Origin of the sequence: Pleionea mediterranea (assembly GCF_003148745.1) — a bacterium.
GTDB classification, from domain to species: Bacteria; Pseudomonadota; Gammaproteobacteria; order Enterobacterales; family Kangiellaceae; genus Pleionea; species Pleionea mediterranea.
In genome coordinates this window covers 171,342-195,684 of record NZ_QGGU01000003.1, presented here as the reverse complement: position 1 = coordinate 195,684, position 24,343 = coordinate 171,342, and the positions used below count along the sequence as shown (strand labels likewise).

The 24,343-nt window shown below is 43.3% G+C and carries 20 protein-coding genes; 17 read left to right on the top strand and 3 right to left on the bottom strand.

The features are described from left to right. Positions 1-35: 35 nt before the first annotated feature. From ilvD to C8D97_RS04825, 12 genes are all read left to right on the top strand, one after another. Positions 36-1,862 carry a dihydroxy-acid dehydratase gene (gene ilvD / locus C8D97_RS04880; RefSeq protein ID WP_109762510.1) on the top strand — a complete coding sequence of 609 codons (1,827 nt, stop codon included), beginning with the start codon at positions 36-38 and terminating at the stop codon, positions 1,860-1,862. A gap of 200 nt (positions 1,863-2,062) precedes the next feature. Then, complete coding sequence (locus C8D97_RS04875; protein WP_170115140.1) at positions 2,063-4,519, top strand: carbohydrate binding family 9 domain-containing protein; 2,457 nt, start codon at positions 2,063-2,065, stop codon at positions 4,517-4,519. A 153-nt stretch (positions 4,520-4,672) separates the two neighbouring features. Next, on the top strand, positions 4,673-5,458 hold the full coding sequence (locus C8D97_RS04870; RefSeq protein ID WP_109762506.1) for a DUF481 domain-containing protein: 786 nt from the start codon (positions 4,673-4,675) through the stop codon (positions 5,456-5,458). Between the two features lie 213 nt (positions 5,459-5,671). Then, positions 5,672-6,886, top strand: coding sequence for an HD-GYP domain-containing protein (locus tag C8D97_RS04865; protein ID WP_109762504.1), 1,215 nt, complete (start codon positions 5,672-5,674; stop codon positions 6,884-6,886). A gap of 107 nt (positions 6,887-6,993) precedes the next feature. After that, the gene (locus C8D97_RS04860; protein WP_109762502.1) at positions 6,994-7,998 is read left to right on the top strand and encodes a response regulator; all 1,005 of its coding nucleotides are present in this window, start codon (positions 6,994-6,996) and stop codon (positions 7,996-7,998) included. Then, positions 7,995-8,960, top strand: a complete 966-nt coding sequence (locus tag C8D97_RS04855; protein ID WP_245411394.1) for a sensor domain-containing diguanylate cyclase — start codon at positions 7,995-7,997, stop codon at positions 8,958-8,960. The genes C8D97_RS04860 and C8D97_RS04855 overlap by 4 nt, the downstream gene beginning before the upstream one ends. Positions 8,961-9,155: 195 nt before the next feature. Next, positions 9,156-10,520 (top strand): nucleotide 5'-monophosphate nucleosidase PpnN, encoded by a 1,365-nt coding sequence (ppnN, locus tag C8D97_RS04850; RefSeq protein ID WP_109762501.1) that lies wholly within the window; start codon positions 9,156-9,158, stop codon positions 10,518-10,520. Between the two features lie 81 nt (positions 10,521-10,601). Continuing rightward, positions 10,602-12,455, top strand: coding sequence for a M1 family metallopeptidase (locus C8D97_RS04845; RefSeq protein ID WP_109762499.1), 1,854 nt, complete (start codon positions 10,602-10,604; stop codon positions 12,453-12,455). A gap of 608 nt (positions 12,456-13,063) precedes the next feature. Beyond that, a complete protein-coding gene (locus C8D97_RS04840) occupies positions 13,064-13,432 on the top strand; it encodes a DUF4124 domain-containing protein (RefSeq protein WP_109762497.1) in 369 nt (122 codons plus the stop codon). Positions 13,433-13,773: 341 nt separating this feature from the next. Next, positions 13,774-14,523, top strand: a complete 750-nt coding sequence (locus C8D97_RS04835; RefSeq protein ID WP_146196077.1) for a hypothetical protein — start codon at positions 13,774-13,776, stop codon at positions 14,521-14,523. Between the two features lie 76 nt (positions 14,524-14,599). Continuing rightward, complete coding sequence (locus C8D97_RS04830; protein WP_109762494.1) at positions 14,600-15,001, top strand: hypothetical protein; 402 nt, start codon at positions 14,600-14,602, stop codon at positions 14,999-15,001. Positions 15,002-15,059: 58 nt separating this feature from the next. Further along, positions 15,060-15,350, top strand: coding sequence for a hypothetical protein (locus C8D97_RS04825; protein ID WP_109762492.1), 291 nt, complete (start codon positions 15,060-15,062; stop codon positions 15,348-15,350). A 177-nt stretch (positions 15,351-15,527) separates the two neighbouring features. On the opposite strand, the gene C8D97_RS04820 is transcribed toward C8D97_RS04825, so the two are convergent. From C8D97_RS04820 to purM, 3 genes are all read right to left on the bottom strand, one after another. Beyond that, a complete protein-coding gene (locus C8D97_RS04820) occupies positions 15,528-16,547 on the bottom strand; it encodes a DUF3108 domain-containing protein (protein WP_109762490.1) in 1,020 nt (339 codons plus the stop codon). 287 nt (positions 16,548-16,834) lie between these two features. Then, positions 16,835-17,491, bottom strand: coding sequence for a phosphoribosylglycinamide formyltransferase (gene purN / locus C8D97_RS04815; protein ID WP_109762768.1), 657 nt, complete (start codon positions 17,489-17,491; stop codon positions 16,835-16,837). A gap of 66 nt (positions 17,492-17,557) precedes the next feature. Next, positions 17,558-18,598: a phosphoribosylformylglycinamidine cyclo-ligase gene (gene purM / locus C8D97_RS04810; RefSeq protein WP_146196076.1), complete on the bottom strand. Its 1,041-nt coding sequence runs from the start codon at positions 18,596-18,598 to the stop codon at positions 17,558-17,560. A 358-nt stretch (positions 18,599-18,956) separates the two neighbouring features. Between purM and C8D97_RS04805 the strand changes: the two genes are divergently transcribed. The 5 genes from C8D97_RS04805 to hda all read left to right on the top strand — a co-directional run bounded on the left by C8D97_RS04805 (position 18,957) and on the right by hda (position 24,342). After that, positions 18,957-20,321, top strand: a complete 1,365-nt coding sequence (locus tag C8D97_RS04805) for a substrate-binding domain-containing protein (protein ID WP_109762486.1) — start codon at positions 18,957-18,959, stop codon at positions 20,319-20,321. Between the two features lie 179 nt (positions 20,322-20,500). Further along, complete coding sequence (locus C8D97_RS04800) at positions 20,501-21,817, top strand: DUF2066 domain-containing protein (RefSeq protein ID WP_109762484.1); 1,317 nt, start codon at positions 20,501-20,503, stop codon at positions 21,815-21,817. Then, positions 21,818-22,414: a CDP-alcohol phosphatidyltransferase family protein gene (locus C8D97_RS04795; RefSeq protein WP_109762482.1), complete on the top strand. Its 597-nt coding sequence runs from the start codon at positions 21,818-21,820 to the stop codon at positions 22,412-22,414. Then, the gene (locus tag C8D97_RS04790; RefSeq protein WP_109762480.1) at positions 22,407-23,645 is read left to right on the top strand and encodes an AI-2E family transporter; all 1,239 of its coding nucleotides are present in this window, start codon (positions 22,407-22,409) and stop codon (positions 23,643-23,645) included. The genes C8D97_RS04795 and C8D97_RS04790 overlap by 8 nt, the downstream gene beginning before the upstream one ends. 16 nt (positions 23,646-23,661) lie before the next feature. Beyond that, positions 23,662-24,342 carry a DnaA regulatory inactivator Hda gene (gene hda, locus C8D97_RS04785; RefSeq protein WP_109762478.1) on the top strand — a complete coding sequence of 227 codons (681 nt, stop codon included), beginning with the start codon at positions 23,662-23,664 and terminating at the stop codon, positions 24,340-24,342. Position 24,343 lies beyond the last annotated feature (1 nt).

The window sequence follows — 24,343 nt, the reverse complement described above, 5'->3', positions numbered from 1 at the left end:
ACATAAATTTACTCTAACTTAAGCGAGACTGATTCATGCCAGATTATCGATCCAAACGATCAACTCACGGAAGAAATATGGCGGGTGCACGAGCCTTATGGCGAGCCACCGGTATGACCGACGGTGATTTTGGTAAGCCGATAATTGCCGTGTGCAACTCGTTTACCCAGTTTGTGCCGGGGCATGTACATCTTAAAGATTTGGGGCAACTGGTTGCTCGTGAAATTGAGCAGGCGGGCGGTGTCGCAAAAGAATTTAATACCATTGCGGTGGACGATGGTATTGCCATGGGACACGACGGCATGTTGTACAGTTTACCGTCGCGTGAGCTGATCGCAGACTCCGTTGAATACATGGTGAATGCCCATTGCGCCGATGCCATGGTATGTATATCCAATTGCGACAAAATAACACCCGGCATGTTGATGGCCGCCATGCGACTCAATATACCGGTTATTTTTGTCTCAGGCGGGCCAATGGAAGCTGGTAAAACAAAACTGGCACAACAGCAAATCAAGGTGGATTTGGTGGATGCCATGGTAGCCGCGGCGGATGACAGGGTGTCGCAGCAAGACAGTGACGCCATTGAGCGCAGCGCCTGTCCTACCTGCGGCTCCTGTTCTGGTATGTTTACGGCAAATTCCATGAATTGCCTGACAGAAGCGCTGGGTCTTGCTCTGCCGGGTAATGGCAGTTTGCTGGCCACGCATCAGCTGCGTAAAGGGTTGTTTCAGCAGGCAGGTCAACGCATCGTTGCTCTGGCCAAGGCTTATTACCAGGCTAATGATCACAAGGTGTTACCGCGAGAAATCGCCAATCGAGCTTCATTTCTAAATGCCATGCGCGTGGATATTGCAATGGGTGGCTCGTCCAATACCGTGTTGCATTTATTGGCAGCGGCAATAGAAGGTGAAGTAGCTTTTACTATGGATGATGTGGATCGCTTGTCTCGTGAAACACCGCATTTATGCAAAGTTGCTCCGGCTACCAAGTTATATCATATGGAAGATGTTCATCGTGCCGGTGGGATTATGGCCATCATGGAGCAGCTGGCAGCGCAAGGGAAGCTCACGCTTGAACAACAAGTTGTCGCTGGCGGCACAATGGGTCAACAGATTGACCGTTTTACGTTTTCTAATGAGCAGGCGCGTGAGTTTTATGCCGCTGGCCCGGCTGGCATACCCACCCAGACGGCATTCAGTCAGAATACGTTTTATCCATCGGTGGATGATGATCGACAAGGCGGCTGCATACGACGCTACGATAAAGCATACAGTCAGGATGGTGGACTGGCCGTGTTGTACGGTAATCTGGCTCCGCAAGGTTGCATCGTGAAAACGGCCGGAGTGGACGAGTCTATTTTAACGTTTCAGGGGCCGGCCGTGGTATTTGAAAGTCAGGATCAAGCTGTTGCGGCTATCTTAAACGACAAGATTACACCCGGAGATGTGATCATTATTCGTTACGAAGGCCCAAAGGGCGGTCCGGGTATGCAGGAAATGCTTTATCCTACCAGCTATCTAAAATCGAAAGGGCTTGATAAAGAGTGTGCGCTAATAACCGATGGCCGGTTTTCGGGTGGCACATCCGGGTTGTCTATTGGGCATGTCTCGCCAGAGGCCGCCAGCAAAGGTTGCATCGGGTTAATTCAGGCGGGCGATAACATTCATATCGACATTAAACGTCGGCAAATAGAAGTTCTGTTATCGGAACGCGAGTTAGCCGAACGTCGGCAACTGCAAGAGCAGCGATCTGCACCCTGGTCTCCCGTATCGCGTGAGCGTCAAGTGTCTAACGCATTACGCGCTTATGCCGCCATGGCCACCAGCGCCGATAAAGGCGCGGTTCGGCAGATAGATTAATTTAATCGGGTGACTTTGAAAGCTTCAATCTCTTTGTTCTTTCTTAGTTACCATTGGCGACACAATAATAGTTACCAAAGGCGACACAAGACATAATTTATGTGAATATTACACAATTAGAAACAATTTCGAGTCGCGATTTCTTGTCAGATGTTTAAACTTGCCGGTTCTTTTGTCGTGTCTAAAAGAGGCTGGTGATTGTGCCGCTAAGTGTTGTATCTCGATTGGTCGTTAAACCTAGTTGCCATCCTGGTGGGCAAAACCGGAAAAAACAGTTTAAAAATGTTGTAGCGTTGTTCTTTACCGCTATTTTGGGCTTCAGCAGCCCGGTATTTTCTGCGCAACCCCAAAGCAAGGTAAAACAGCATTTTGACTTACCTAATTTAACGCATTCTATAGAGCTCGACGGTGAATTAAACGAGGCCGTATGGCAGCAAGCCAATACGGTTGAGTTACGTTACGAAAACGATCCGGGTGAAAATACACCTGCGCCGGTTAAAACCACCGCTTATTACTTTGAAGACGGCGAAACCCTGTACATCGGCTTTGATGCCAAAACCCCTCCGGGCGATAACATTCGCGCCAATTTCAATGACCGGGACGGCTCCTGGAACGATGATCAGGTCAGTATTATTGTTGATACCTTTAATGATGAGCGTCGAGCCTATCAGTTTTTTCTTAATCCTCTGGGCGTGCAATCCGACAGTATTATTGATGATGTGAATAAAAATGAAGACATCAGCTGGGATGCTATATGGGACGGTGCCGGTGCAATCAATGATTCCGGATATACGGTCGAAATGGCTATTCCATTGCGTGCATTAAGATTTAATGAAAACTTAAAACAGCAAATTTGGGGCATTGAGTTTATTCGTTTTTACCCTCGGGAAAAACGTTACCGCCTGTCCAGTATGCCAAGGGATCGCAACTCAGCCTGTAACCTGTGTCAGCTGGATAAAATTTCTGGCTTTAAAAGTATTATCTCAAACCGTAATTTAAACCTGGTGCCCTCATTAACCACTCTAAAAACGGAAACCCGGGACGACGTTAATCAATCAAACTGGCAATCCGATGGCGTCGATAGCGAGTTGAGTGCTGATATTCGCTGGGGAATTAATCAGGACTTATACCTTAATGCCACTATTAATCCTGACTTTTCTCAGGTTGAAGCGGATTCCGCAAAGTTATCGGTTAATAATACATTCTCACTGTTTTTCCCCGAGAAAAGAGCCTTCTTTCTTGACGGTGCCGATTACTTCAATACGCCAAATCAACTGGTTTATACCCGTAATATTGCGACACCTGACTATGGCGTTAAGTTAACCGGAAAATCCAATTCACATACCTACGGGGTAATTGCTGCTAACGATAGCCAGACCCAGTTTATTTCGCCAAGCAGTCAGGGATCGCGAGTGGTTGAACTGGAAGGCGAAAGCGATGTGTTTATTTCACGTTGGCGCAGCGATATTGGCGAGCGGCACAGCATAGGCGGCTTGGTGACTCATCGCTCCGCCAATGATTATCGCAATCAGGTTGTTGCCGTTGATGGTCTTTACTGGTTTACAGAAAATGACTCTCTTGAATGGCAAATAACCCATACCAGCAGCAAAACGCCGGAAGCTAACTCAGATTCAGGCTCAGGTTCAGATTCGAACTCTGAACAAAACGATATCGCTAATACCTCTGGGCAAAGTGTTACTTTAAGGTATGAACATCAAGATCGTGACTGGCGCTGGTTTGTGCATCATGTGGATTTTGATGAAGATTTTCGAGCTGATCTTGGTTTTATTACACGGGTTGATTTTTCAAGAAGCTTAATCGGAGCACGGCGCTTCTGGTATTTTTCTGGCGACGACTTTTTAACCCGAATGAACATTCACAGTGATTACGACATTACCAAAGATCAACATGGTCAGTTACTGGAAGAAGAAGTTGAAGTCTGGTTTAACTTTAGTGGCCAGCATCAATTTGAAGGTTGGTTTGGTGGCGGTCGACGTGAACGATTTATTACCCAGGACTTTGAGCTGGAATTTATTGATGGTGTCGATCGCGATGCGCCAGATTATCAACCCGAGTTCCATCAGTTTACGATCAGTGATTCCTTTTACGAAACCTTTTATTCAACAGGCCTGTTTATTCGACCAGTTGCTCACATAAAAGTCGGATTCAGAGGAAACTTTGGTGATCGTATTGATGTTCGAAATGTGCAGTTAGGTAAACAGTACGAATTAAGTCCGGAACTTGAGTGGCTTATCAATCGCAATGCCAAACTGGGTATCAATTACACCCATAATCGGTTAAACGTTGATGGGGGGGAACTGTTTAATGCAGAAATTGTCAATTTTAAACTGACCTATCAACAGAATGTCAGGCAGCGAATCAAGTTAACCGCACAATATTTTGATATTGAACGTAATCCGGAACGCTATGGTGATCGTTATCGGGTGGTCGCTGATCCTTTGCAATATTTTATCGAACAGCCCAATCAGCGTTCGAAAGATCTGGCGCTGCAGTTACTCTATTCTTACAAGGTTAATCCTCAAACACTGGTGTTTGTGGGTTACTCAACGCACGGTTATCAAGATGATGATATATCGGGTATCGAGCAGGACCAGCGCTCGCTATTTGCCAAATTCAGTTATGCGTTTCAGATTTAATATTAACTAATGCTATTGAGTAAAATCGTTAAGCCGAGCGGTTACATAAAGAATATCATTTCTGCTAACAAGCGCACTATTTGCAAACTATGTTATTAACATAGCAGGGGTGAATTTGTTACTATAGCGTCAAATTCAATTAAAGGTATCGTAATGACTTTACAGGCTTCTAATTTTAAACGCAGCTTGATTTCAGCTGCGCTTTTATTGCCACTGGCCAGCATGGCTGAAGAAACTCCTGACGAAGGTATTCCAACCTGGAAGGGAAAAGCGGAATTAGGTATTGTGAATACCTCGGGGAACTCAAACACCAGTTCTACCAATGGTAAAATTAATCTTATTTATGAAGCAGAAAAGTGGCGTCAGGAATTTCGTCTGGAAACCCATCAGGCTGAATCTGAAATTGTCGATGACAATAATCAGGAAGTCACCCAAAAAACCGCCGACAGAACTTATTTTTATTCTAAAAGTGATTATAAGTACTCTGAAAAATCCTACGCCTATGCGTTACTGGATTACGCGGACGAAACCTTTACTTCTAAAGACTACATTGGAAACTTTTCAATTGGTTATGGTCGAACCTTTATAAAGCAAAAAGATCAACAGCTGGAAGCTGAAGTCGGTTACGGTTTACGTCGTTTTCAAAATCGTAATGAGGTTATTGCGGAAGAAGAAGAAGTGGCTCGTTTAGCGGGTAAGTACTCCGTTAAAATTTCCGATAACGCCAGTTTTTCTCAAGAATTAATCACTGAGTTTGGTAAGGCTTTCGATGTTTATAAATCAAATACAGCGCTAACCGTCAATATTAATAGTTCCATGGCGTTAAGCGTTGGTTATGAAGTTCAACATACCTCTGATTTGACTGCCGAAGATATCGCTGCAGGAACCGAAAAAACCGATACCATTACCACGGTTAATCTGGTTTATAACTTCCTCTAACGTTTCAAGTATTCTCAACATCATAAATTGCGCAGGTGCTATAGTTTTAGCACCTGCTTTATTAATCTCTTCCAATTGACCTTTCCCAATAGATCTCTTCTTAACTGCTTAATATGCTTTTCCCGCTCTGGTAAGGCGATAAGCAGGCGAATTTCAAAATGTTTGTTACACTTAATGGATATTCCCTGTCATAAGTCGTTGTAAGTCTGAATCATGTATAAAAAAATTCCCATCGATAAACTGCGTCCTGGTATGCATGTGGAAGCTATTGCTGATCAGAAAGGCAAGGAGCGGTTAAAGCAAAAGGGGCACATATCTTCAAACGAAGGCATTGAACGCTTGCGACAGGCCGGTGTAATCAGTGTGATTATCGATACAGCAAGAACTCGCGAACAATCCGAGTCGCCAGATTCTGAACTTGTTTCAAATCAACCGAGCAGTAAAACGCAACAGCAGACATCGATGTCTGACGCTAAACGTTTGGCCTCATTTTCTGAAAATGTCTCAAAAGCACGTGAGCTCTATAATCGGGCAAAGGAGTTGCAAAAACAGGCCATGGGGGCATTGCAAAAGGATGAAGCGCTCAACTTAGACTCGTTTAAAGAAATGTCGGAAAGTCTGGTGGATAGCCTGTTCAGTGATCAGGATGCCATCTTGTGCGCAACCATGATCCGAAATAAAGACGAGTACTTATTGGAGCATTCCATCAATGTTTCTATTTTAATGGCAGCATTTGGCAGACATCTTGAGTTACCCGAGCAAGACATTCGAGATTTGGCTCTGGGCGCTTTTTTACACGATATCGGTAAAATTAAAGTGGACGACGCCATTTTAATGAAGCCCGGCAAACTGACCGTTGAAGAGTTTGATGAAATGAAACGGCATGTTGAATATGGACTGGAAGCCGTTGAAGGACTGGCTGGATTACCGCCTATTGCCCGAGAGGTGATTGCGCTCCACCATGAAAAGCTCAGTGGCGATGGATATCCAAAACAGCTTCCGGCGGACGATATCAATCAATATGGCCGAATGGCGACCATAGTGGACTGTTATGATGCCATTACCGCCAATCGCTGCTACAAAGACGGTGAGTTATCGGCCAAGGCCTTTAAAATATTACTCGCCGAATCCGGTACTCATTTTGACTACCAGCTGGTGGGGCAGTTTATCAAATGCATGGGAGTCTTTCCGGTAGGCTCTCTGGTGGAGCTTAAAAGCGGCCGACTGGGAATGGTATTGCGTGCCAATAAGCGCAATCCGCTAAGGCCAATGATAAAAGTGTTTTACAACTTGCGCGGTGAGCACTTTATTGAAGCAAAAGATATCGATTTGGGGCGCAGCTATGAAACCGATGAAATAGAGCGAGGCCGTCGTGCCGAAAACCTTAATATTGACTTGCCCCGATTTTTTGATGATTTTTTAGTCTAATTTATCATTCTATCCAGTTTTCATTATCTCTTTGATTTATTGGTATTTTAGACCTACATTTATTGTAATCAAAGTGAACGATTTTAACTTAAAAGCCACCTCATACTATGACAATACCGGTTACCATATGTGACGACTCAACGTTAGCCAGAAAACAGATTGCCCGCAGTCTACCGAAAAACTGGGATATAGACATTACTTTTGCCACCAATGGTGTGGAAGGACTGCAGGCGGTTAAAGATGGTAAAGCGGAGGTGCTCTTTCTTGATTTAACCATGCCGGAGATGGATGGTTATCAGGTGCTGGAGCAAATATTTCATCAGCAGCTGAACGCCATGGTGATTGTCGTTTCAGGTGATATTCAAAAGGAAGCCCGAGAAAGGGTGATGTCGTTAGGTGCATTGGCGTTTATCAAGAAACCCGCCGATAACGATCAGATATCCATGTTGCTGGAAGAGTATGGATTGCTCAGCGAAACCACGGATGCGCCAAATACTTCATTGCAAGAAGTTACAAACCTTGAAATCCCTTTAAGAGACAGCTATCAGGAAATAGCCAACGTGGCTATGGGTAAAGCGGCTGAGCTTCTGGCACAACTGCTGGACACCTTTATTGTGTTACCGATCCCTTCGGTGAACACCATTGAAGTCAGTGATCTACAAATGGCATTGCACGCCATAGAAAGTCAAAGCACCGTCTCTTCCGTTTGTCAGGGGTTTATTGGCAATGGTGTTGCGGGTGAAGCCTTACTTATTTTTAATGACTCCAGCTTTTCCGATATTGCCAAGTTAATGCGGTTTGAAGGCACCGTCGATGAAAATGTTGAGCTGGAATTGTTAATGGATATTGGCAGTATTTTAACCGGCGCATTCTTAAAAACATTTGCCGATCAACTGGATATTAATTTTAGTCAGGGCCATCCTAAAATATTAGGTCGTCATTGTAATATAGCGGACTTGATCCATGCCGATAATGTCACCTGGAAAGAAACTTTGGCCATTGAAATTCATTACACCATTGAAAATTACAATGTTAATTGTGATTTATTGATTTTATTCAGTGAAGACTCCATCGAAGAACTTAACCACAGGGTATCTTTTTATTCCTCATGAATAACCAAGAAATAGAAAAACAAGAGTTAAATGAACTCCATTGGATGATGGATATGCTCACCAATGTGGATGTCGGCTTAATTGTGCTTGATTCGGCCTACTGCATAAAAATGTGGAACCGGTTTATGGAAGATCACAGTGGAAAATCCGATGGTGAAGTTAAAAATAACAGTATTTTTGAAGTGTTTCCTGAAGTTCCAGAGGCCTGGTTTAAACATAAAATTGATTCTGTATTTACTTTAAAAAGTAGGGCTTTTTCTACCTGGGAACAGCGACCTTACTTATTTAAATTTAAAAATTACCGGCCTATTACCAGCACCGAAGCAACCATGTATCAAAATGCAACCATGATCCCAATTATGTCGTCCGATGGTGAAGTGAACCATGTTTGCCTGTTAATTTATGATGTAACGGACGTGGCTACCAGTAAAAAAGAACAGACACGTTTAAATAGCCAGCTTGAAAAACTAAGCCGAACCGATCGGCTGACAGGTTTGTTTAATAGAGGCTACTGGGAAGAGTGTTTTGAAAATGAGTATGAGCGGTGTAAGCGTTATGGCAATAATTCCAGTGTCCTGATTTTTGATATTGATCACTTTAAAAATGTTAATGATACCTATGGTCATCAGGCGGGTGATGAAGTGATTCGTCAAACGTCATCATTATTATTAGACATGGTGCGTAAAACCGATGTGGCGGGTCGCTATGGCGGTGAAGAGTTTGTGGTTTTCTTGCCCGATACCGACTCAGGGAAAGCTAAAATATTTGCCGAACGGCTGCGTAAAAAAATTGAAGCTATTACCGTTACTCATGATGATAAAAAAATAAAATTCACTATCAGTCTGGGTATTTGTCAGTTTAATAAAGATTTGCCGAGCCATGAAAAATGGATAGAGCAGGCCGATCAGGCTCTTTATCAAAGTAAAGAAGGTGGCAGAAACCAAACCAATATTGCGTCTTAACTCTTCTTTTTACACCTGCCATTTTAATAGAGCAAAGCAGTCTATTCTTGCATGCTCTATTGCCTTTTACCCTTATAAAATGCGATATTGACATTGTTTATGCATTATAACGATTGTCGTTTAAAACGAATCGTAAACTCATCAGTTTGAAGAATAAAACAGACTAGAGTAACCCACCAAAATAAGAGTATTTCAATGACCAATAAAGTAACGGCTTATGTGAACCCGGTAGGCAGCCTTGATGTGCTTTCCAAGCATGAAGTCAGTCAGTTAACTGACTCGAAACATAAACAACTGCAACAGGTTTTTCGGCTTTGCGCATTAGCGGTTTTAAATACCGGTAATGATTCGGATAACAGTAAGCACATCATTGAACAGCATAAAGATTTCGATATAGATATTTTACAAACGGATCGTGGTGTAAAACTGAAAGTCATCAACGCACCCTCGAACGCTTTTGTTGATGGTGAAATGATTCGAGGCATACAGGAACATCTGTTTTCTGCCTTACGAGATTTAATATATGCGCACAATCGAATTTTAAACAGTGGGCATTTTGAGCTTTCCGAAAGCGATGATATTACTAACGCCAACTTTCATATTTTAAGAAACGCTGGTGTGTTAAATCCAGTGAAGTATCTGAATCTGGTGGTGTGCTGGGGTGGTCATGCGATTAATCGTGTGGAATACGATTACACCAAAGAAGTTGGTTACCAGTTGGGATTAAGGAGCTTTGATATTTGTACCGGTTGCGGTCCGGGCGCGATGAAAGGTCCCATGAAGGGCGGTGCGGTTGCTCATGCAAAGCAGCGTATGGTGGACTCAAGATTTATTGGCATTTCTGAACCCGGGATCATAGCAGCAGAAGCACCTAATCCGATTGTTAATAAACTAATCATCATGCCCGATATTGAAAAACGACTGGAATCTTTTGCCCGTTTATCCCATGCGATAGTGATTTTTCCTGGTGGTGTTGGTACCTCAGAAGAATTGTTGTATTTATTGGGAATATTGCTGCATCCCAATAATAAAGATATGCCGTTTCCTTTAATTTTGACCGGGCCAAAATCCAGCAGGAATTATTTCGATCAGCTTAATCAGTTTGTGGAAGCAACTTTGGGCAAGCGGGCGACAAAACTCTATGACATTATCATTGATGATCCGGAGCAAGTGGCCATTCGTGTTAATGAAGAGGTCAAAAAGGTCAGGGAATATCGAAAAGAAAATTCGGATGCTTTTTATTTTAACTGGCGTTTGCATATTCCCTATGATTTTCAGCGACCATTTGAAGCAACTCATCAAGATATGTCTGAATTGAACCTATCTTCTCAGCAGCCTGTTCACAATTTGGCCGCTAATTTACGCTGTGCTTTTTCTGGAATTGTTTCAGGCAATGTTAAAGCGGATGGAATAGCCGCGATTGAAGCCAAAGGCCCCTTTAAGTTAAAAGGTGAACGATTTATTATGGACGCACTTGATCATTTGCTTCGTTCATTTGTTGAGCAACAACGAATGAAGTTAGACGGAAAAACATACCATCCGTGTTATGAGCTGGTTTAATATCAATTTTATATATCTATCAAATATAACTATTATTTGAGTGATTTTGTCACTCATCGCATTCATTTAGGGGAAGTCACTATGCTTCGTAATTTCTTAATCCGTAGTTTTCTGACTGTGGGGTTGTTCGCTTCAACATGGGCGTATTCGGTAACCGATGAGGTGTCTTACGGTAATATTCGTGATGTCGTTTCCACTCATTTGCATCTGGAATTATCGGTTGATTTTAAAGCCAAACAGTTAACCGGTTATGTTGAGCATCAATTAAACTGGCAAAATAAAGCCGCCAACAAATTAGTACTGGATACCCGTGACCTAACTATTGAAAAAGTGACTTTTTTCTCAGGCGATAATTGGAAACAAGCTAACTTTAAATTGTTCCCGCATGATGATGTGATGGGCTCAAAGCTAAGTATTGATCTGGCAAAGCAACCCGACAAAGTTCGTATTTATTATACAACGTCACCGACTGCTTCTGGATTACAGTGGTTAACGCCAGTACAAACCGCCGGTAAAAAAGCACCGTTTATGTACAGTCAGTCTCAGGCGATCCATGCCCGTAGCTGGATCCCGGTACAAGATACCCCGGCCATGCGTGTTACTTACAGTGCGCATATTCAAACGCCAAAAAATCTGTTGGCGGTTATGAGTGCCGACAACTCTAAAAATTTAAATAAAAAAGATGGTGATTACCAATTTCAAATGCCACAAGCGATCCCGCCTTATCTGATTGCCATTGGTGTGGGTGATTTAGCGTATCAGTCGATGTCATCACAAACGGGCGTCTATGCTGAGCCGAGTATTTTGGCCTCTGCCGTTGCCGAGTTTGACGATACCCAGGCGATGATTGAAGCCAATGAAAAGTTGTACGACGAGTATCGTTGGGGTCAATATGACCTGCTGATTTTACCGCCAGCGTTTCCGTTTGGTGGTATGGAAAATCCACGCTTATCCTTTATCACACCAACGGTGATTGCCGGAGATAAAAGTCTGGTTAATCTTATTGCCCATGAGCTGGCGCATTCCTGGTCGGGCAATCTGGTTACCAATGCAACCTGGCGTGATTTATGGTTAAACGAAGGGTTTACCAGTTATGTGGAAAACCGGGTTATGGAAGAAGTGTTTGGTGAAGAACGGGCGGTTATGGAGCAGTGGTTAGGTGTGGCCAGTCTTAAAAGCGATTTAGCCGACTTACCTAAAAACGATACCATTTTAAATCTGCCGCTGAATGGTCGCGATCCAGATGATGCTTTCTCCAATGTACCCTATGTAAAAGGGCAGTTGTTCTTGATGTATCTGGAAGAAAAGTTTGGCCGAGAAAAGTTTGATGCGTTTGTTAAACAGTACTTTAATCATTTTGCGTTCCAGTCGTTGACCACTGCGCAGTTTGAAGCTTATTTAAATAAACATCTTATTGAAAAACACCCAGGTGTGGTATCCAAGAAAAAAGTACACGAATGGATCCATAAGCCGGGTATGACAGCGGATGCACCGGATCCTCAAAGTGATGCCTTTGCCAAAGTAAAACAGAAACTGGACAGCTGGTTATCCGGAGAGCTGGCAATTGATGAGCTTAAGAAAAATGACTGGTCGGTGCATGAGTGGCTGTATTTCTTGGAGCAACTGCCGGAAGACTTATCGAAACAAAATATGGTGTTACTCGATAATACCTTCGGGCTGACCAAAAGTAGTAATTCCGAAATAAGTTTTGCCTGGTACATGCAGGCGATTAACAGCGATTATTGGGTCGTTGAGCAACCGCTGGAATCTTATTTATCATCCATTGGTCGGCGTAAATTTATTGTTCCGCTTTACAAAGCGTTGGCGAATCATTCTCCGGAGCGAAAAAAGTGGGCCGAGCAAATTTATAAGAAAGCCCGTAGTGGTTATCACCCATTGGCCCAAGGCTCAATTGATGAAATATTTATTAAGTAGACGATATTAGGTCGTTAGCTATAAGATAGTCAGCTATAAAAAGAGCGCCAAATGGCGCTCTTAACGTATGGAGAGGAATTTTCTTTTTATTGTTCTCCGGTTTGCGTTTACTCCCTGTTACACCCCGAAGTCGGTGGCCTGCAATTTAATCTTGCTGGCGATTCTGTCGTATTACACAGTAATATTAATTATTCGTCTTGGCTGTTGCTGTCGAAGCTAAATGCTGAGTGTTGCTAATAATGCGAGGTACTTTTTGCGCACTTAGATACGTTGTTAAATGCGTCGCTGGTAGCGCTCTTTAACAGCGCTTTTTTCTTTTCGCTCGACCTCAAGTCCTTAATAACTTACTGCTAACCTATTTTAATCACAAGGCATAGCTCTGTGATTAGCCTGTGGATAACATGTTAAAACTAAATTAATCTCATTAAGAGAATGGATTATCTCGCAATCGATAACTGGGCATTTTCGATTGTATCCACAAAAGGACAAGGTAGACTGACGGCAGGCTATTTAAGACGACTGGCTTTACAAGGAGTGGGTTTAAAGACGATAGGCTTTAATAGTGAAGAGAAAAAGGATTGAACATATTTTAGTCATAGGAAGATACCATGCGATACGGATTCATTGTTTTATTATTGATCAGTTTTTCAGCACTGGCAGCCGAACAAGTTTATAAGTGGCAAGACAAAAATGGTCGTTGGCACTACAGCGATAAACCTGTCAATACTCAAGCTGTCGAGGAAGTTAGTGTTGAAGGCGTTACCGCTATAGATTGGCAAGAAACTCCAACGGTAAAGCAAACGCCTAAACGCAAGGCCGCCAAGGGAAAAGGCAACTTGCAACAGAAACAAAAGCGCTGCGAGTACTTAACCAAAAAAGTTAAATATTACGAAGCAAAATCTCGCGAAAAGTTTAGAAACACCAAGTACCGACAGAAAAAACGCCATTATCGCTGGCTAAAGCAAAAAGAGTGCTAATCGCTGGTGGGTAATACCTTTTGCGGATATATGTCTGTGGATAAGTCGCTAACATATTGAATTTATTGACAATAGACTGGCGCGTATAATGGACTTATATGCTATTGAGCGATCTATACAGCATTAATAGAAAAAGTAACTTTTGCTCTAGCGCTTACTGTTAAAGGTCTGTAGGCTTATAGGCAAAAATTGAAAGCGGTTTATTTGAGCTTTCGTGAATATAATATATTGTTAGGCAATAGTGTATGAGGCTTTCTTCTATATTTTCGTGCAATTCAGTTATCTGGATCAGCAGCCTTCAAAGTTCAGAAATGGGTCCTACCAACCGAATGGTTTCCGCTATGGAGGATCATTCGAGAAATTTGGGCTTTGGTTTTCAGCATGTACCAATAAAAAGCCAAAATGAACTTGTAAAATTACTTGATGAGCTAGCGCATCACGCAAAAGTTAACAACATGAAGCCATTATTACATTTCGATACGCATGGGAACAAGGATGACGGTTTATATATTGACGGCGAGAATGTTTTTATTGACTGGAATAGTCTTTCTAAGAAGCTCAGGGCTATAAATATTCACACTGGAAATAATCTCGCTGTGGTAGGCGCAACCTGTTATGGCCTTCATGCAATAAAACCCATTACGCTTTCCACCGCAACACCATTTTATCTTCTACTCTCGCCAGAGGAACAGGTGTCTGTCGGTTTCCTCGAAAAAAACATTCCCAGCTTTTATCGCAGTCTATTTGAGCTTGGATCTATAGATTCGGCATTTACCCATCACATATCTGAAGAGTTTAAGTTTTACCACTGCGAAAAAATGCTTTTCATAGTCATTGCGCGATATATTTCTCAGCAGTGTAAAGGTAAAGGCGGCGCAGCTCGCAGAGAGAAGCTGCTAACTGAAATAATGTCGCAAGGAATGGAAAATACGGCGGAAAACCGGAAGAAAGTCAGAAAAATTCTGAAAGATGGCTTGCGCCCAGATCAAAGCCTGAACGATAGATTCGCGGGCAGGTTTCTTATAGGTAGGCAGTGCAGTTTCAATATATCAGAACTGCTGGATTTTATAGAGAGTTCTGATGCTGCCTAACAAATGTAGGCTGTCGGACAAATTACTCGCTCGTTATTTGCCGCAGCTACAGGCGTTATCTTCTAGGGAGATTTAGTTGAAACTATTAATCGCGGTATCTTGGGCATTTGCAATGAATATCGTTTACGCTCAAGAGTGCGAGTATACAAAAGAATACTCCAATTTGGTCGAGGATGTTAAAGAAAGCTTGATTGGCTCAAAAAGCGAGTATTTTAAATGTAAAGAGTCTATTCGTGTTGCTAACTATTGGAAAGCTATTGCCAATTGCACTAAGCAAGGTAGAGGTAATAGTGTTGCTGGTGGATGCTATCATATTGTTGGAAACTCGACAGAGAAAAACGAAATATCTAATAAGCATTGTGATGCTTTGAAACCCATAGACTTCGAGTCGACAATGTACTTCAATATTAAACATCAACAACGCAAATACAATATTAAAAAGTGTAAAGATAACAATCAAAGTCAGCAGGAAAAATAACAGCTTGTTGCGTTTATTTGCCACTGCTTTAAAGTGTTATGAGTACCGAGGCCATTGAGTGAACGAACATAGAGATGCAAGCAATCGACTTACTTTCGACTTCGATAAAATTGAGTCTGGAATGTATTCGAAAATAACCAACATGGTTGTGGCTCAATTTGGACTTGAAGCGGAATCAACGATTACGAAAGGACTAGATGAAGTATTTCAAAATTTTAGACTTCACGATGAAATAATAGGGTTGGAGTGGGATAATTGGTCGGGCTACATCGTAAATGCTCAAAGTGAGAATGCTGAGCCTTTAGCAACAAAGGTAGCAACTTATATCAATGAAACTTTCAACTCATAACAAAAAAATGCACGCGAATAACTACACTCGCATGATTTGAGCGTTAAATGGAGTAAATCTATAAGTCGCGTAAAGAGAATTAAAAAATTATTCTTGAATACCTTCGTACATATAGACGGTGCTTTTGATGAGTATCCTGATACTTCAACCAATACGATAGTATTTAAAGCTACTGCACTAAAGCCAATTTAAATACTTTAATCTAATGGTACCTTCCGCTTTGCCGTTACGATATTGCGCCATTTGCACTGGCATATATTGAAGTTCCGGTGCAAGCCAGATTAACATGATTTTATCGTGTTTATTGTCCGGCTTCTGGGTCCATAAAATGGTTTTAATATCACCTAAATCGGTCTTAATGGTGTGTTCGCCATCATTAATAAATTGATAGGTATCCAGCTCACCCTTGTAACTGACGCGGAAGGTTTCTTTGCGTCTTTGTTGATCGGCCTTTAATCGCAGAGCGATTTGATAACTTAGATGGTCAACTACCGGCTTGGCGAGTTCAAGTGTCCAGGTATCGCCATTGCGGCTTCCTGTTTCAATATTTTTATCCCAGTTAAACTGACTTTTAATGATACGGTTGTCTTTAAAGGAGCGTTTGGTAATGGACGCGTATTGTTGTGGCAGGGGAGTTTCGTTTTGTATTATGAATTCGCTGCTTTCGGTAAACTCGTACTTATAATACCAACGCTTGATGCTGGTGGATTGCTCAAGACGCCAGGTATTGTCGCTGAGTGTTAAAGTGCGATCAGCGGTGCCCACAGGATCACTCCCGTCGAGTATGTCGTATCTGGCTTCGTATGGCATCAGCTTAATGCCGGGTGGATTCGATTGAGGATTATCGCTCGATACTGGCTTGGCGGATTCTGAACTCTTGTCGTTTTCTTGTTCGCTGATCGTTTGATTGGATTGTTCGTTTGTTAATTCACTTACCAATTCTTCTGCTGGGGCATTCGCTGGTTCATTCGTTAAAACGTTCGATAATTCATTAGAGAAGGTGAATGCAGAGAAAAAAACGGATAGCAGAATGGTTAACAATTTATTGTTGAATGACTTAATGATAAATGATTTATGAGTAAAAGATTTAATGATGAGTGACTTTTTAATGGGCAGTACCTGTTGTTGATTTATTAGCGGCAGGCCGGCATTCAATCGTGTTCGCTTTAACAAGTGTAAGATTGAGCCGTGATGCATATTGCGCTTCCCGATGTTGATTCTTTGATGGAACGTTTGCAGTCGCTTAAGGCGTGACAGCGGTTTACTTTAAAATGAACCCTTAATAATTTTAATGTGTTTGTTTACTGTTTACTGTTTACTGTTTACTGTTTACTGTTTGCTAATGACTTCTTTTGTGATTGCAGCTTAACAAAGCAAGATTAACCGCTGATGAATCGAAATACTCTTGAATCGATGCTCTTGAATCGAAATACCCTTGAATCGTAACACCCTTGAATCGAAACACCCGCATTAATTTTAGCCCGTTATAAATCTGTCTGAATCATTTTTGGCTGCAAAAGCTTTTCGCCATTATACAGCGCCTGATTGCCCTGTAACGCTATTTTGTTTTCGGCAAACCAGCCAACCACTTTCGGGTATAGTTTGTGCTCAAGCTGTTTGATGCGAATTGCCAGAGAGTCTTCTGTGTCGCCGGGTTGAATATCGAATTGTGACTGGGCGATAACGGGACCACCATCAAGCTCTTCTGTAACAAAATGAACCGAAGATCCATGCTGCAGATCCTTATTGTCCAATGCCCGTCTATGAGTGTGTAATCCGGGATATTTGGGCAGCAAAGAAGGGTGGATATTGAGCATTTTTCCGGCAAAACGGCGCACCAGATCGGCCGTCATAATGCGCATATAACCCGCCAGTACCACCAGATCGGGCGTAAATTGCTGGATGCACTGTTGCAGCGCTGTATCGAACAGCTCCCGGCTGTCGAACTCGGTATGATCCACTACCTGATGGGGGATGTTGGCTTTAGCCGCTCGCTGAAGACCCATAACATTTGGGCGATTGCTGATCACTGCAACAATATCGATGGGCAGCAAGCCTGCGGCCTGCTGATCAATCAGCGCTTGCAGGTTGCTGCCATTGCCGGAAATAAGCACCACGACCCGACAGGTTTGTTTGGTCATAAGTTTGGTCATAAAACATTGGTCATAAAATATTGCCCATAACAATAAAGAAATCCTGAGCTTTGTTTAATTCATGACGACCTGTTCATCACCGGATTGTTGCTCAATTGTACCCAGCAACCAGGCGGATTCACCTTGTGTGTTTAAAAACTCGATGACCGCATCACTTTGCTCGGCGGGAACAACCAAAACCATGCCCACGCCGCAGTTAAAGGTGCGATACATTTCGGTGGTTTCTACGTTGCCATTGTCCTGTAACCACTTGAATACTGGTGGTAAAGACCAGCTTTTGGTGTCGATAGTGGCTTGAATATTAGAAGGCAATACTCGAGGAATGTTCTCCAGGAAGCCGCCGCCAGTAATATGGGAAAGGGCGTGTACATCAAACTGTTTAAAGGCTTCTAACAGTGGTTTTACATAAATGCGAGTGGGTTCTAATAAGGCTTTACCCAATGTTGTCCCTTCAAAAGACTGGTTTAAGTCGGCCCCGGACACTTCAATGATTTTGCGGATAAGTGAGTAGCCGTTGGAGTGAGGGCCGCTCGATTGCATACCAATAATATGATCGCCGGTTTGCACTTTGCTGCCGTCGATCAGTTTGCTTTTCTCGGCGATGCCTACGCAAAAACCAGCCAGGTCATAATCGTTGCCTTCATACATGCCGGGCATTTCAGCGGTTTCGCCGCCTACCAGGGCACAGCCAGATTGCTCGCAGCCTTTACCTATGCCGTCTACCACATCGGCAGCAATGTCCACATCGAGCTTGCCAGTGGCGTAATAATCGAGGAAAAATAACGGCTCTGCGCCACCCACTATTAAATCGTTAACGCACATGGCTACCAAGTCGATACCTATGGTGTCATGAATGCCTGCGTCCATCGCCAGTCGTAATTTAGTGCCAACCCCGTCAGTACCGGAAACCAGTACCGGCTCCTGGTAACCTTTCGGAATTTCAAACAGGGCACCAAAGCCGCCCAGTCCAGCCATGACTTCAGGACGACGAGTGCGCTTAGCGACACCCTTAATTCGTTCGACCAAATCATTGCCAGCATCGATATCGACACCCGCATCTTTATAACTTAAAGAAGGCTTGTTTTGTTCAGACACGTTGACTCTCACTGTGAGTGGAAAAATTTGGCGGCATTTTATCACGCAATGTCGACCTATACGAGCCGCTTTCACGCCTTTCATGCAGCCTTGTTAAGAAGCTTTTATGGCATCAGGTTGCTCTCTTCTGTTGTAACCCCGCTTGATCACAACTCTCTATGACGATTTGTTCTAAACGTTTGTAAAGTGACATATTACTGTCATATCAACGTCATATATTAGCACCTCTTTTGCAATGCTCTGCAGGCAAGCTTGGAATATTGTCTGTCAGGGAATTATTACCTGTAAAGGGTCATTTCCTGTAAAGAGTTATGCCCGTAATGGGACAGCGATAAATGTTTGGGGAGTTCAATAAACGATGATTAAACTGCGAGTAAAACTGACCTTGATGCTTTTAATGACTGGATTGTTACACAGTCAGGTGAGTGCTCAGCAGGATGCTAACTGGCAAGTCAGCCAATTAAGAATACATGGATCGAATACGGTGGGTGAAAAATACGCACCTCTGCTTATTTCCGAGTTTTTAAAGAAACAGGGCTTTGCGTTAATCGAAACGCGGCAAAGTAACATCGCGGTGGAACAGACGATATTGGCAACCGATATCGAAATCGATATCGAAACAATAAGCCAGGCAAATCGACGGATTGACGTAGAGCTTCACGCACACGGCTCCAGTACCGGTTTTAAAGATTTACTGGCCGGCAAAACGGATATTGCCATGTCATCACGAAAAATAAAACCAACAGAGCAACAGCAGCTTGCGGCAATTTATCCGTCTTTTGCCAGCGGTGATGCCGAACACATCATCGCCTACGACGCACTGGCCATTGTGTTGCATCCGGATAACCCGGTGGAGACGTTAACCCTGTCGCAAATCGCCGCCATTTTTTCTGGTGAAATCGCCGATTGGAGTGAATTAGGCGCAGAGCCGGGCGCTATAAGGGTATTGGCCCGTGATAATAACTCGGGAACCTTCGACACGTTTAAAAGCTTAGTATTAAAACAGTTTGATCAATCGTTAATTGAATCCGCCGAACGTTTTGAATCGTCGAAACAACTGGCTGATACCGTTGAATCGGATAGTCATGCCATTGGATTTGTTGGCATATCCCACATCGGTAATAATAAAGTATTGTCGATCGCAACCGAGCAGGGTGCATCGGGCATTAAGCCGGATAAATTTACTATTGGTACCGAAGATTATCCCTTATCTCGTAAACTGTATCTGTATTGGCCAACCGAAATAGATTTGACTGCAGCACAGGCGTTTGTTGAATTTGCCATGTCAGAAAGCGGGCAGCGACTGGCAAAACAGGCCGACCTGATATCATTTTTCCCCACTGGCAGCCGGCCATCGTTTAAAGGTCAGCAATTGCTCAAACCCTACGCCAATCTGGTGACCTTTGGTCGTCGGTTATCGGTTATGTTGCGGTTGGAAGATAACCAGGTAGATGCGAAAGTTCGTCGCGATTTGCAGCGAATTGCACGCTATAAAGAACAAAATCCACATAACAGGATGGTTTTGGCTGGATTCTGGGATGATCCGGAATTCACTGAAAGCAGTCAGCAGCAGGTGAAACAGTGGATGCATCTGCTAAAGAAGGAGTTGATCAACTACAAAGTCCAACCCTGGGAAGTGCAGGGCGGATTTTTGCCTATTGAAAATAACGACATTGCGTCGGGTAAAGCGGTGAATCGTCGGATTGAGGTTTGGGTACTTTAAACGGCTGTGTTTGATCGAGCTGCTTTGGATTGGGGGCATTTTAGCGTCGTGAAAGTGTGATCCTTGCCCCCATCTGCTTATTTTATGCTGCTTGCAAGCCCGCTAACACTTGGTAAACCTAAGTCCTTCGATTATGATAAGCCATTATTATTTATTGATATTTTCATTCTGGAAACTTAATGCGCTTTTTTACCAGCCTTTGTCTTTGTGCCTTACTGTGTTCGTTACCGACTCACGCTCAGGAAAGTGACTTGTTCCAAGTTGACTGGCCGGTGTCTGATCGCAGCCGTTCTACTCAGCAGCAAGCCTTTGTTGATGCCTTTAAAGAAGTGATCGTTCGGGCCAGTGGTTCGGAACAGGCTCTGGATGCCTTTTATGTGCAGGAAAGCTATAAAAAAGTTTCATCATTTGTACGCACCTACGAATATCAAAGCCGGGACATTCCGATTTCTGACAGCGAAAACGCCAGCGAACAGTCAGAGCAGACTCAATTGTTTCTGGCGGTTCAGTTTGATGCCAATGCGGTTCAACGCTTATTGCAGGATGCAGCCGTACCCATGTGGAGTGGCAGTCGACCGGTAACCTTAATGTGGTTGGCTTACGAGCAGGATTATAATCGGCAGGTGGTAGCAACCAGTACCCCAATGGATCAGCCGGTAAAACATAACTTGGTGCAACAAATGCATCGCCGTGGATTGCCTGTGGTGTTGCCCTTGATGGATCTGGAAGATGAAATGCGTGTTTCTGCCAGTGATATCTGGGGACGTTTTCCCGAGCCGGTTATCAATGCATCAAGTCGTTACGGCAGTGACTCGGTTGTCGCCGGTCGTGTTTTGCAGCAATCCGACAGCTGGCAAGGGCGGTTTATGTTGCAGGTTGACGATCAACAGCATTACATGGATTTTGAAGCCGCAGAGCAGGCGGAATTAATGCGGCAGTTGTCTGACTGGGTCGGTGAGCAGTTGTGTCAGGTGTTTTGTGTTACCGAGAGTTTCAGTGTGAATAATCAGTGGCAGGTGATTGTTCAGGATGTCGGTAGCTTTTATTCTTACCGAAAACTGATGGATTACTTTGAGTCACTTTCGGCCATTCGCAAAGTAGAAGTGAGTAAGACCAAAGGTCGCTCATTAATGGTGACAGTGGATTTGGTTGGCGAAATTGACTCCCTGATACAGGCGATTGATCTGGATCGAAATCTGGTTCCGGTTGAAGATCAATTTGAAATTCAACAAGCCATAAGCTTTATGAAAAAAGCTGCGCCGATGAATTCTGACGATCCGTTTAAAGAAAACCCTTTAAATGGAAACGCTGACAATCAAGATGAATTAAATCGACAGTCTGCCGGTAATTCTGATAACTCTAATAGTTCTAGTAACTCTGATAATTCTAATAAGAACCGGTTAACCCCTATGGTCAACTCACAAACGAATACTGCTCCGTTTCAAGCCGAAAAACAGACCGAGCAAAAAATTCTGGTTTATCTGTGGCGTCCTTAAATGTTGCAACAACTGCCTAACATCATCACCGTATTGAGGATCCTTTTAGTAGGACCTTTAATCTATGTGTTGGCGAAAGAAGATTATTACACCGCCATCTGGATATTTTTTATAGCCGGTTTATCCGATGGTGTGGATGGCTTTTTAGCCAAACAATTTAACTGGAAGTCACGGCTCGGCGCGATTCTTGACCCCCTGGCCGATAAGCTCTTATTGGTCAGTACCATGTTAATGTTAAGTTTAAACCAACAGTTAAGCTGGTGGCTATTTGCCTTGGTGACATTACGTGATTTGATCATTGTTTCTGGTGCTATTGTTTATCATCGTGCTTTAGGGCCTTACGAAATGCAGCCGAGTCGCTTGTCCAAATCCAATACCTTTTTGCAAATACTGCTTGTGGTGTCGCTGTTGGTAAACTTGGGACTTTATACTTTACCTCATTGGTACATGCTCGCCGTGTTGGTGCTTGTGTATGTGTCGACATTTTTAAGTGGCGCACATTACATTATGCTTTGGGGTGGTCGGTATCGTAGAAATAGTTCTCGTAGAAATAGTTCTCGTCGAAATAAAATAACAAAGGATACCAATAATGACTGATATTAAACGCTGGTGGTGGCTGGGTGTTGTATTGGCCCTGTCCGGCTTTATTTATTTATTGAGTCCTATATTAACGCCATTTTTTTTGGCGGCGACTTTTGCTTATTTAGGCGATCCCTTAGCCGACTGGCTGGAAAGTAAAAAGCTGAATCGCACCTTTGCGGTGGTCATTGTTTTTGTTCTGTTTACATTACTGGGCGTGTTAGCCATATTGATGATGATCCCCATGTTAAAGCAACAGTTTGAACTGCTATCCGATAAGACACCGGTGGTGATCGACTTTTTTAAAAATCAGGCTTATCCCTGGATCCTCGATAAGGTTGGCGCAGAGCCGGGCAGTGTTGACATTAGTGCCATTGAAAAAAGCCTGCGAGCGCAACTGTCGGACAATACCGGCACCATTGCCAAAGTCATGTCTTCCATAACTTCTTCAGGGCTTGCCATTTTTGGCTGGCTCGGCAATCTTGTGCTGATCCCGGTGGTTACCTTTTACTTATTGCGTGACTGGGATTTGCTGGTGGCAAAAGTTTACTCTTTGTTTCCTCGCCACGCGGCACCGGTTGCAAAAAAGTTGGCGGTGGAGTGCAACGAAGTATTAAGTGCATTTGTACGCGGTCAGCTGATGGTAATGTTTGCCCTTGGAATTATCTACGCCGTAGGGCTGTGGTTTGTTGGACTTGATTTGGCCTTATTGGTAGGGCTGATTGCCGGGCTGGCGAGTATTGTGCCTTATCTTGGTTTTATCATTGGAATTATTTTTGCCATTATTGCCGGCTTAATTCAATTTGGTGATCCGCAAATATTGATCTGGATTGCGCTGGTTTTCGCCATCGGCCAAATGCTCGAAGGTATGGTATTAACGCCGTTATTGGTGGGCGATAAAATTGGTCTGCATCCGGTTGCGGTTATTTTTGCGGTATTAGCCGGTGGTCAACTGTTTGGTTTTCTGGGCATATTATTGGCGCTACCCATTGCTGCCGTTATTATGGTGTTGTTGCGTCATGCGCACGATAAATACATTAATAGCGTGCTTTATGGTGGCCCAGTGCCGGAAGGCGCCTTATCGGAAATTAATCTGGCGGGTGATGCCTCAACACTGCATTCAAAAGTAACGGATGCGGATGAAGCGGATACTAAAGTTGCTGATTCAAACGAAAACGACAATAAATCCTTTAGCGATAATCTTGAGCAGACGGATAATAAAACGTCTTCCGATAAATCCAATAACTAAATTTTAAAGATTTTTTATGCAGCAGTTACCGCTCAATATTAAGCTTGATCAGGAAGTGACCACAGAATCCTTTTTAGTGGGTAAGAATCAGGTATTACTGGAATATTTAAGCCAGCTCACAACGGTTCATTCGGAAGAGTTTATTTATCTTTGGGGTGAGCCAGGTTCCGGGAAATCGCATTTGTTGCAAGCGGTGGCGAATCAAAATCCGGCAGAGTCGGTGATTTATCTGCCATTATCAGAAGTCGGTTTGGCTCCAGAAATGTTGCAGGGATTGAGTGCGTTTTCCTACGTTTGCATTGATGATATAGATGCAGTGGCGGGGGATCGGCAATGGGAAGAAGCGCTGTTTCATTTATACAATCAGTTAAAAGACAATGGCTGTAATTTATTAATCAGCAGTGGTAAGCCTCCGACCGAATTATCTATTACTCTTAAAGATTTGTTGTCGCGTTTAACCGCTATGACGGTGTTTAAAATTCAGTCATTGTCCGATAACGATAAACAGGTTTTGCTGCAACAAAAAGCTGCTGCAAAAGGCATTGAGTTTGGGCCGGAAGTGGCGCAGTTTGTATTGTCCCGCAGTTCACGGGACTTGCGCTATTTGATGTCGGCTCTGAATAAACTCGACAAAGCTTCGTTGGTGGCGAAACGTAAAATTACCGTACCCTTTGTGAAAGACGTATTGGGTTTATAGC

Coding starts and splice junctions, on each gene's coding strand:
- ilvD (WP_109762510.1), top strand. CDS start 36: ATGCCAGATTATCGATCCAAACGATCAACTCACGGAAGAAATATGGCG.
- C8D97_RS04870 (WP_109762506.1), top strand. CDS start 4,673: ATGACTTTACAGGCTTCTAATTTTAAACGCAGCTTGATTTCAGCTGCG.
- C8D97_RS04865 (WP_109762504.1), top strand. CDS start 5,672: ATGTATAAAAAAATTCCCATCGATAAACTGCGTCCTGGTATGCATGTG.
- C8D97_RS04860 (WP_109762502.1), top strand. CDS start 6,994: ATGACAATACCGGTTACCATATGTGACGACTCAACGTTAGCCAGAAAA.
- C8D97_RS04855 (WP_245411394.1), top strand. CDS start 7,995: ATGAATAACCAAGAAATAGAAAAACAAGAGTTAAATGAACTCCATTGG.
- ppnN (WP_109762501.1), top strand. CDS start 9,156: ATGACCAATAAAGTAACGGCTTATGTGAACCCGGTAGGCAGCCTTGAT.
- C8D97_RS04845 (WP_109762499.1), top strand. CDS start 10,602: ATGCTTCGTAATTTCTTAATCCGTAGTTTTCTGACTGTGGGGTTGTTC.
- C8D97_RS04840 (WP_109762497.1), top strand. CDS start 13,064: ATGCGATACGGATTCATTGTTTTATTATTGATCAGTTTTTCAGCACTG.
- C8D97_RS04835 (WP_146196077.1), top strand. CDS start 13,774: ATGGAGGATCATTCGAGAAATTTGGGCTTTGGTTTTCAGCATGTACCA.
- C8D97_RS04820 (WP_109762490.1), bottom strand. CDS start 16,547: ATGCATCACGGCTCAATCTTACACTTGTTAAAGCGAACACGATTGAAT.
- purN (WP_109762768.1), bottom strand. CDS start 17,491: ATGACCAAACAAACCTGTCGGGTCGTGGTGCTTATTTCCGGCAATGGC.
- C8D97_RS04805 (WP_109762486.1), top strand. CDS start 18,957: ATGATTAAACTGCGAGTAAAACTGACCTTGATGCTTTTAATGACTGGA.
- C8D97_RS04800 (WP_109762484.1), top strand. CDS start 20,501: ATGCGCTTTTTTACCAGCCTTTGTCTTTGTGCCTTACTGTGTTCGTTA.
- C8D97_RS04795 (WP_109762482.1), top strand. CDS start 21,818: ATGTTGCAACAACTGCCTAACATCATCACCGTATTGAGGATCCTTTTA.
- C8D97_RS04790 (WP_109762480.1), top strand. CDS start 22,407: ATGACTGATATTAAACGCTGGTGGTGGCTGGGTGTTGTATTGGCCCTG.
- hda (WP_109762478.1), top strand. CDS start 23,662: ATGCAGCAGTTACCGCTCAATATTAAGCTTGATCAGGAAGTGACCACA.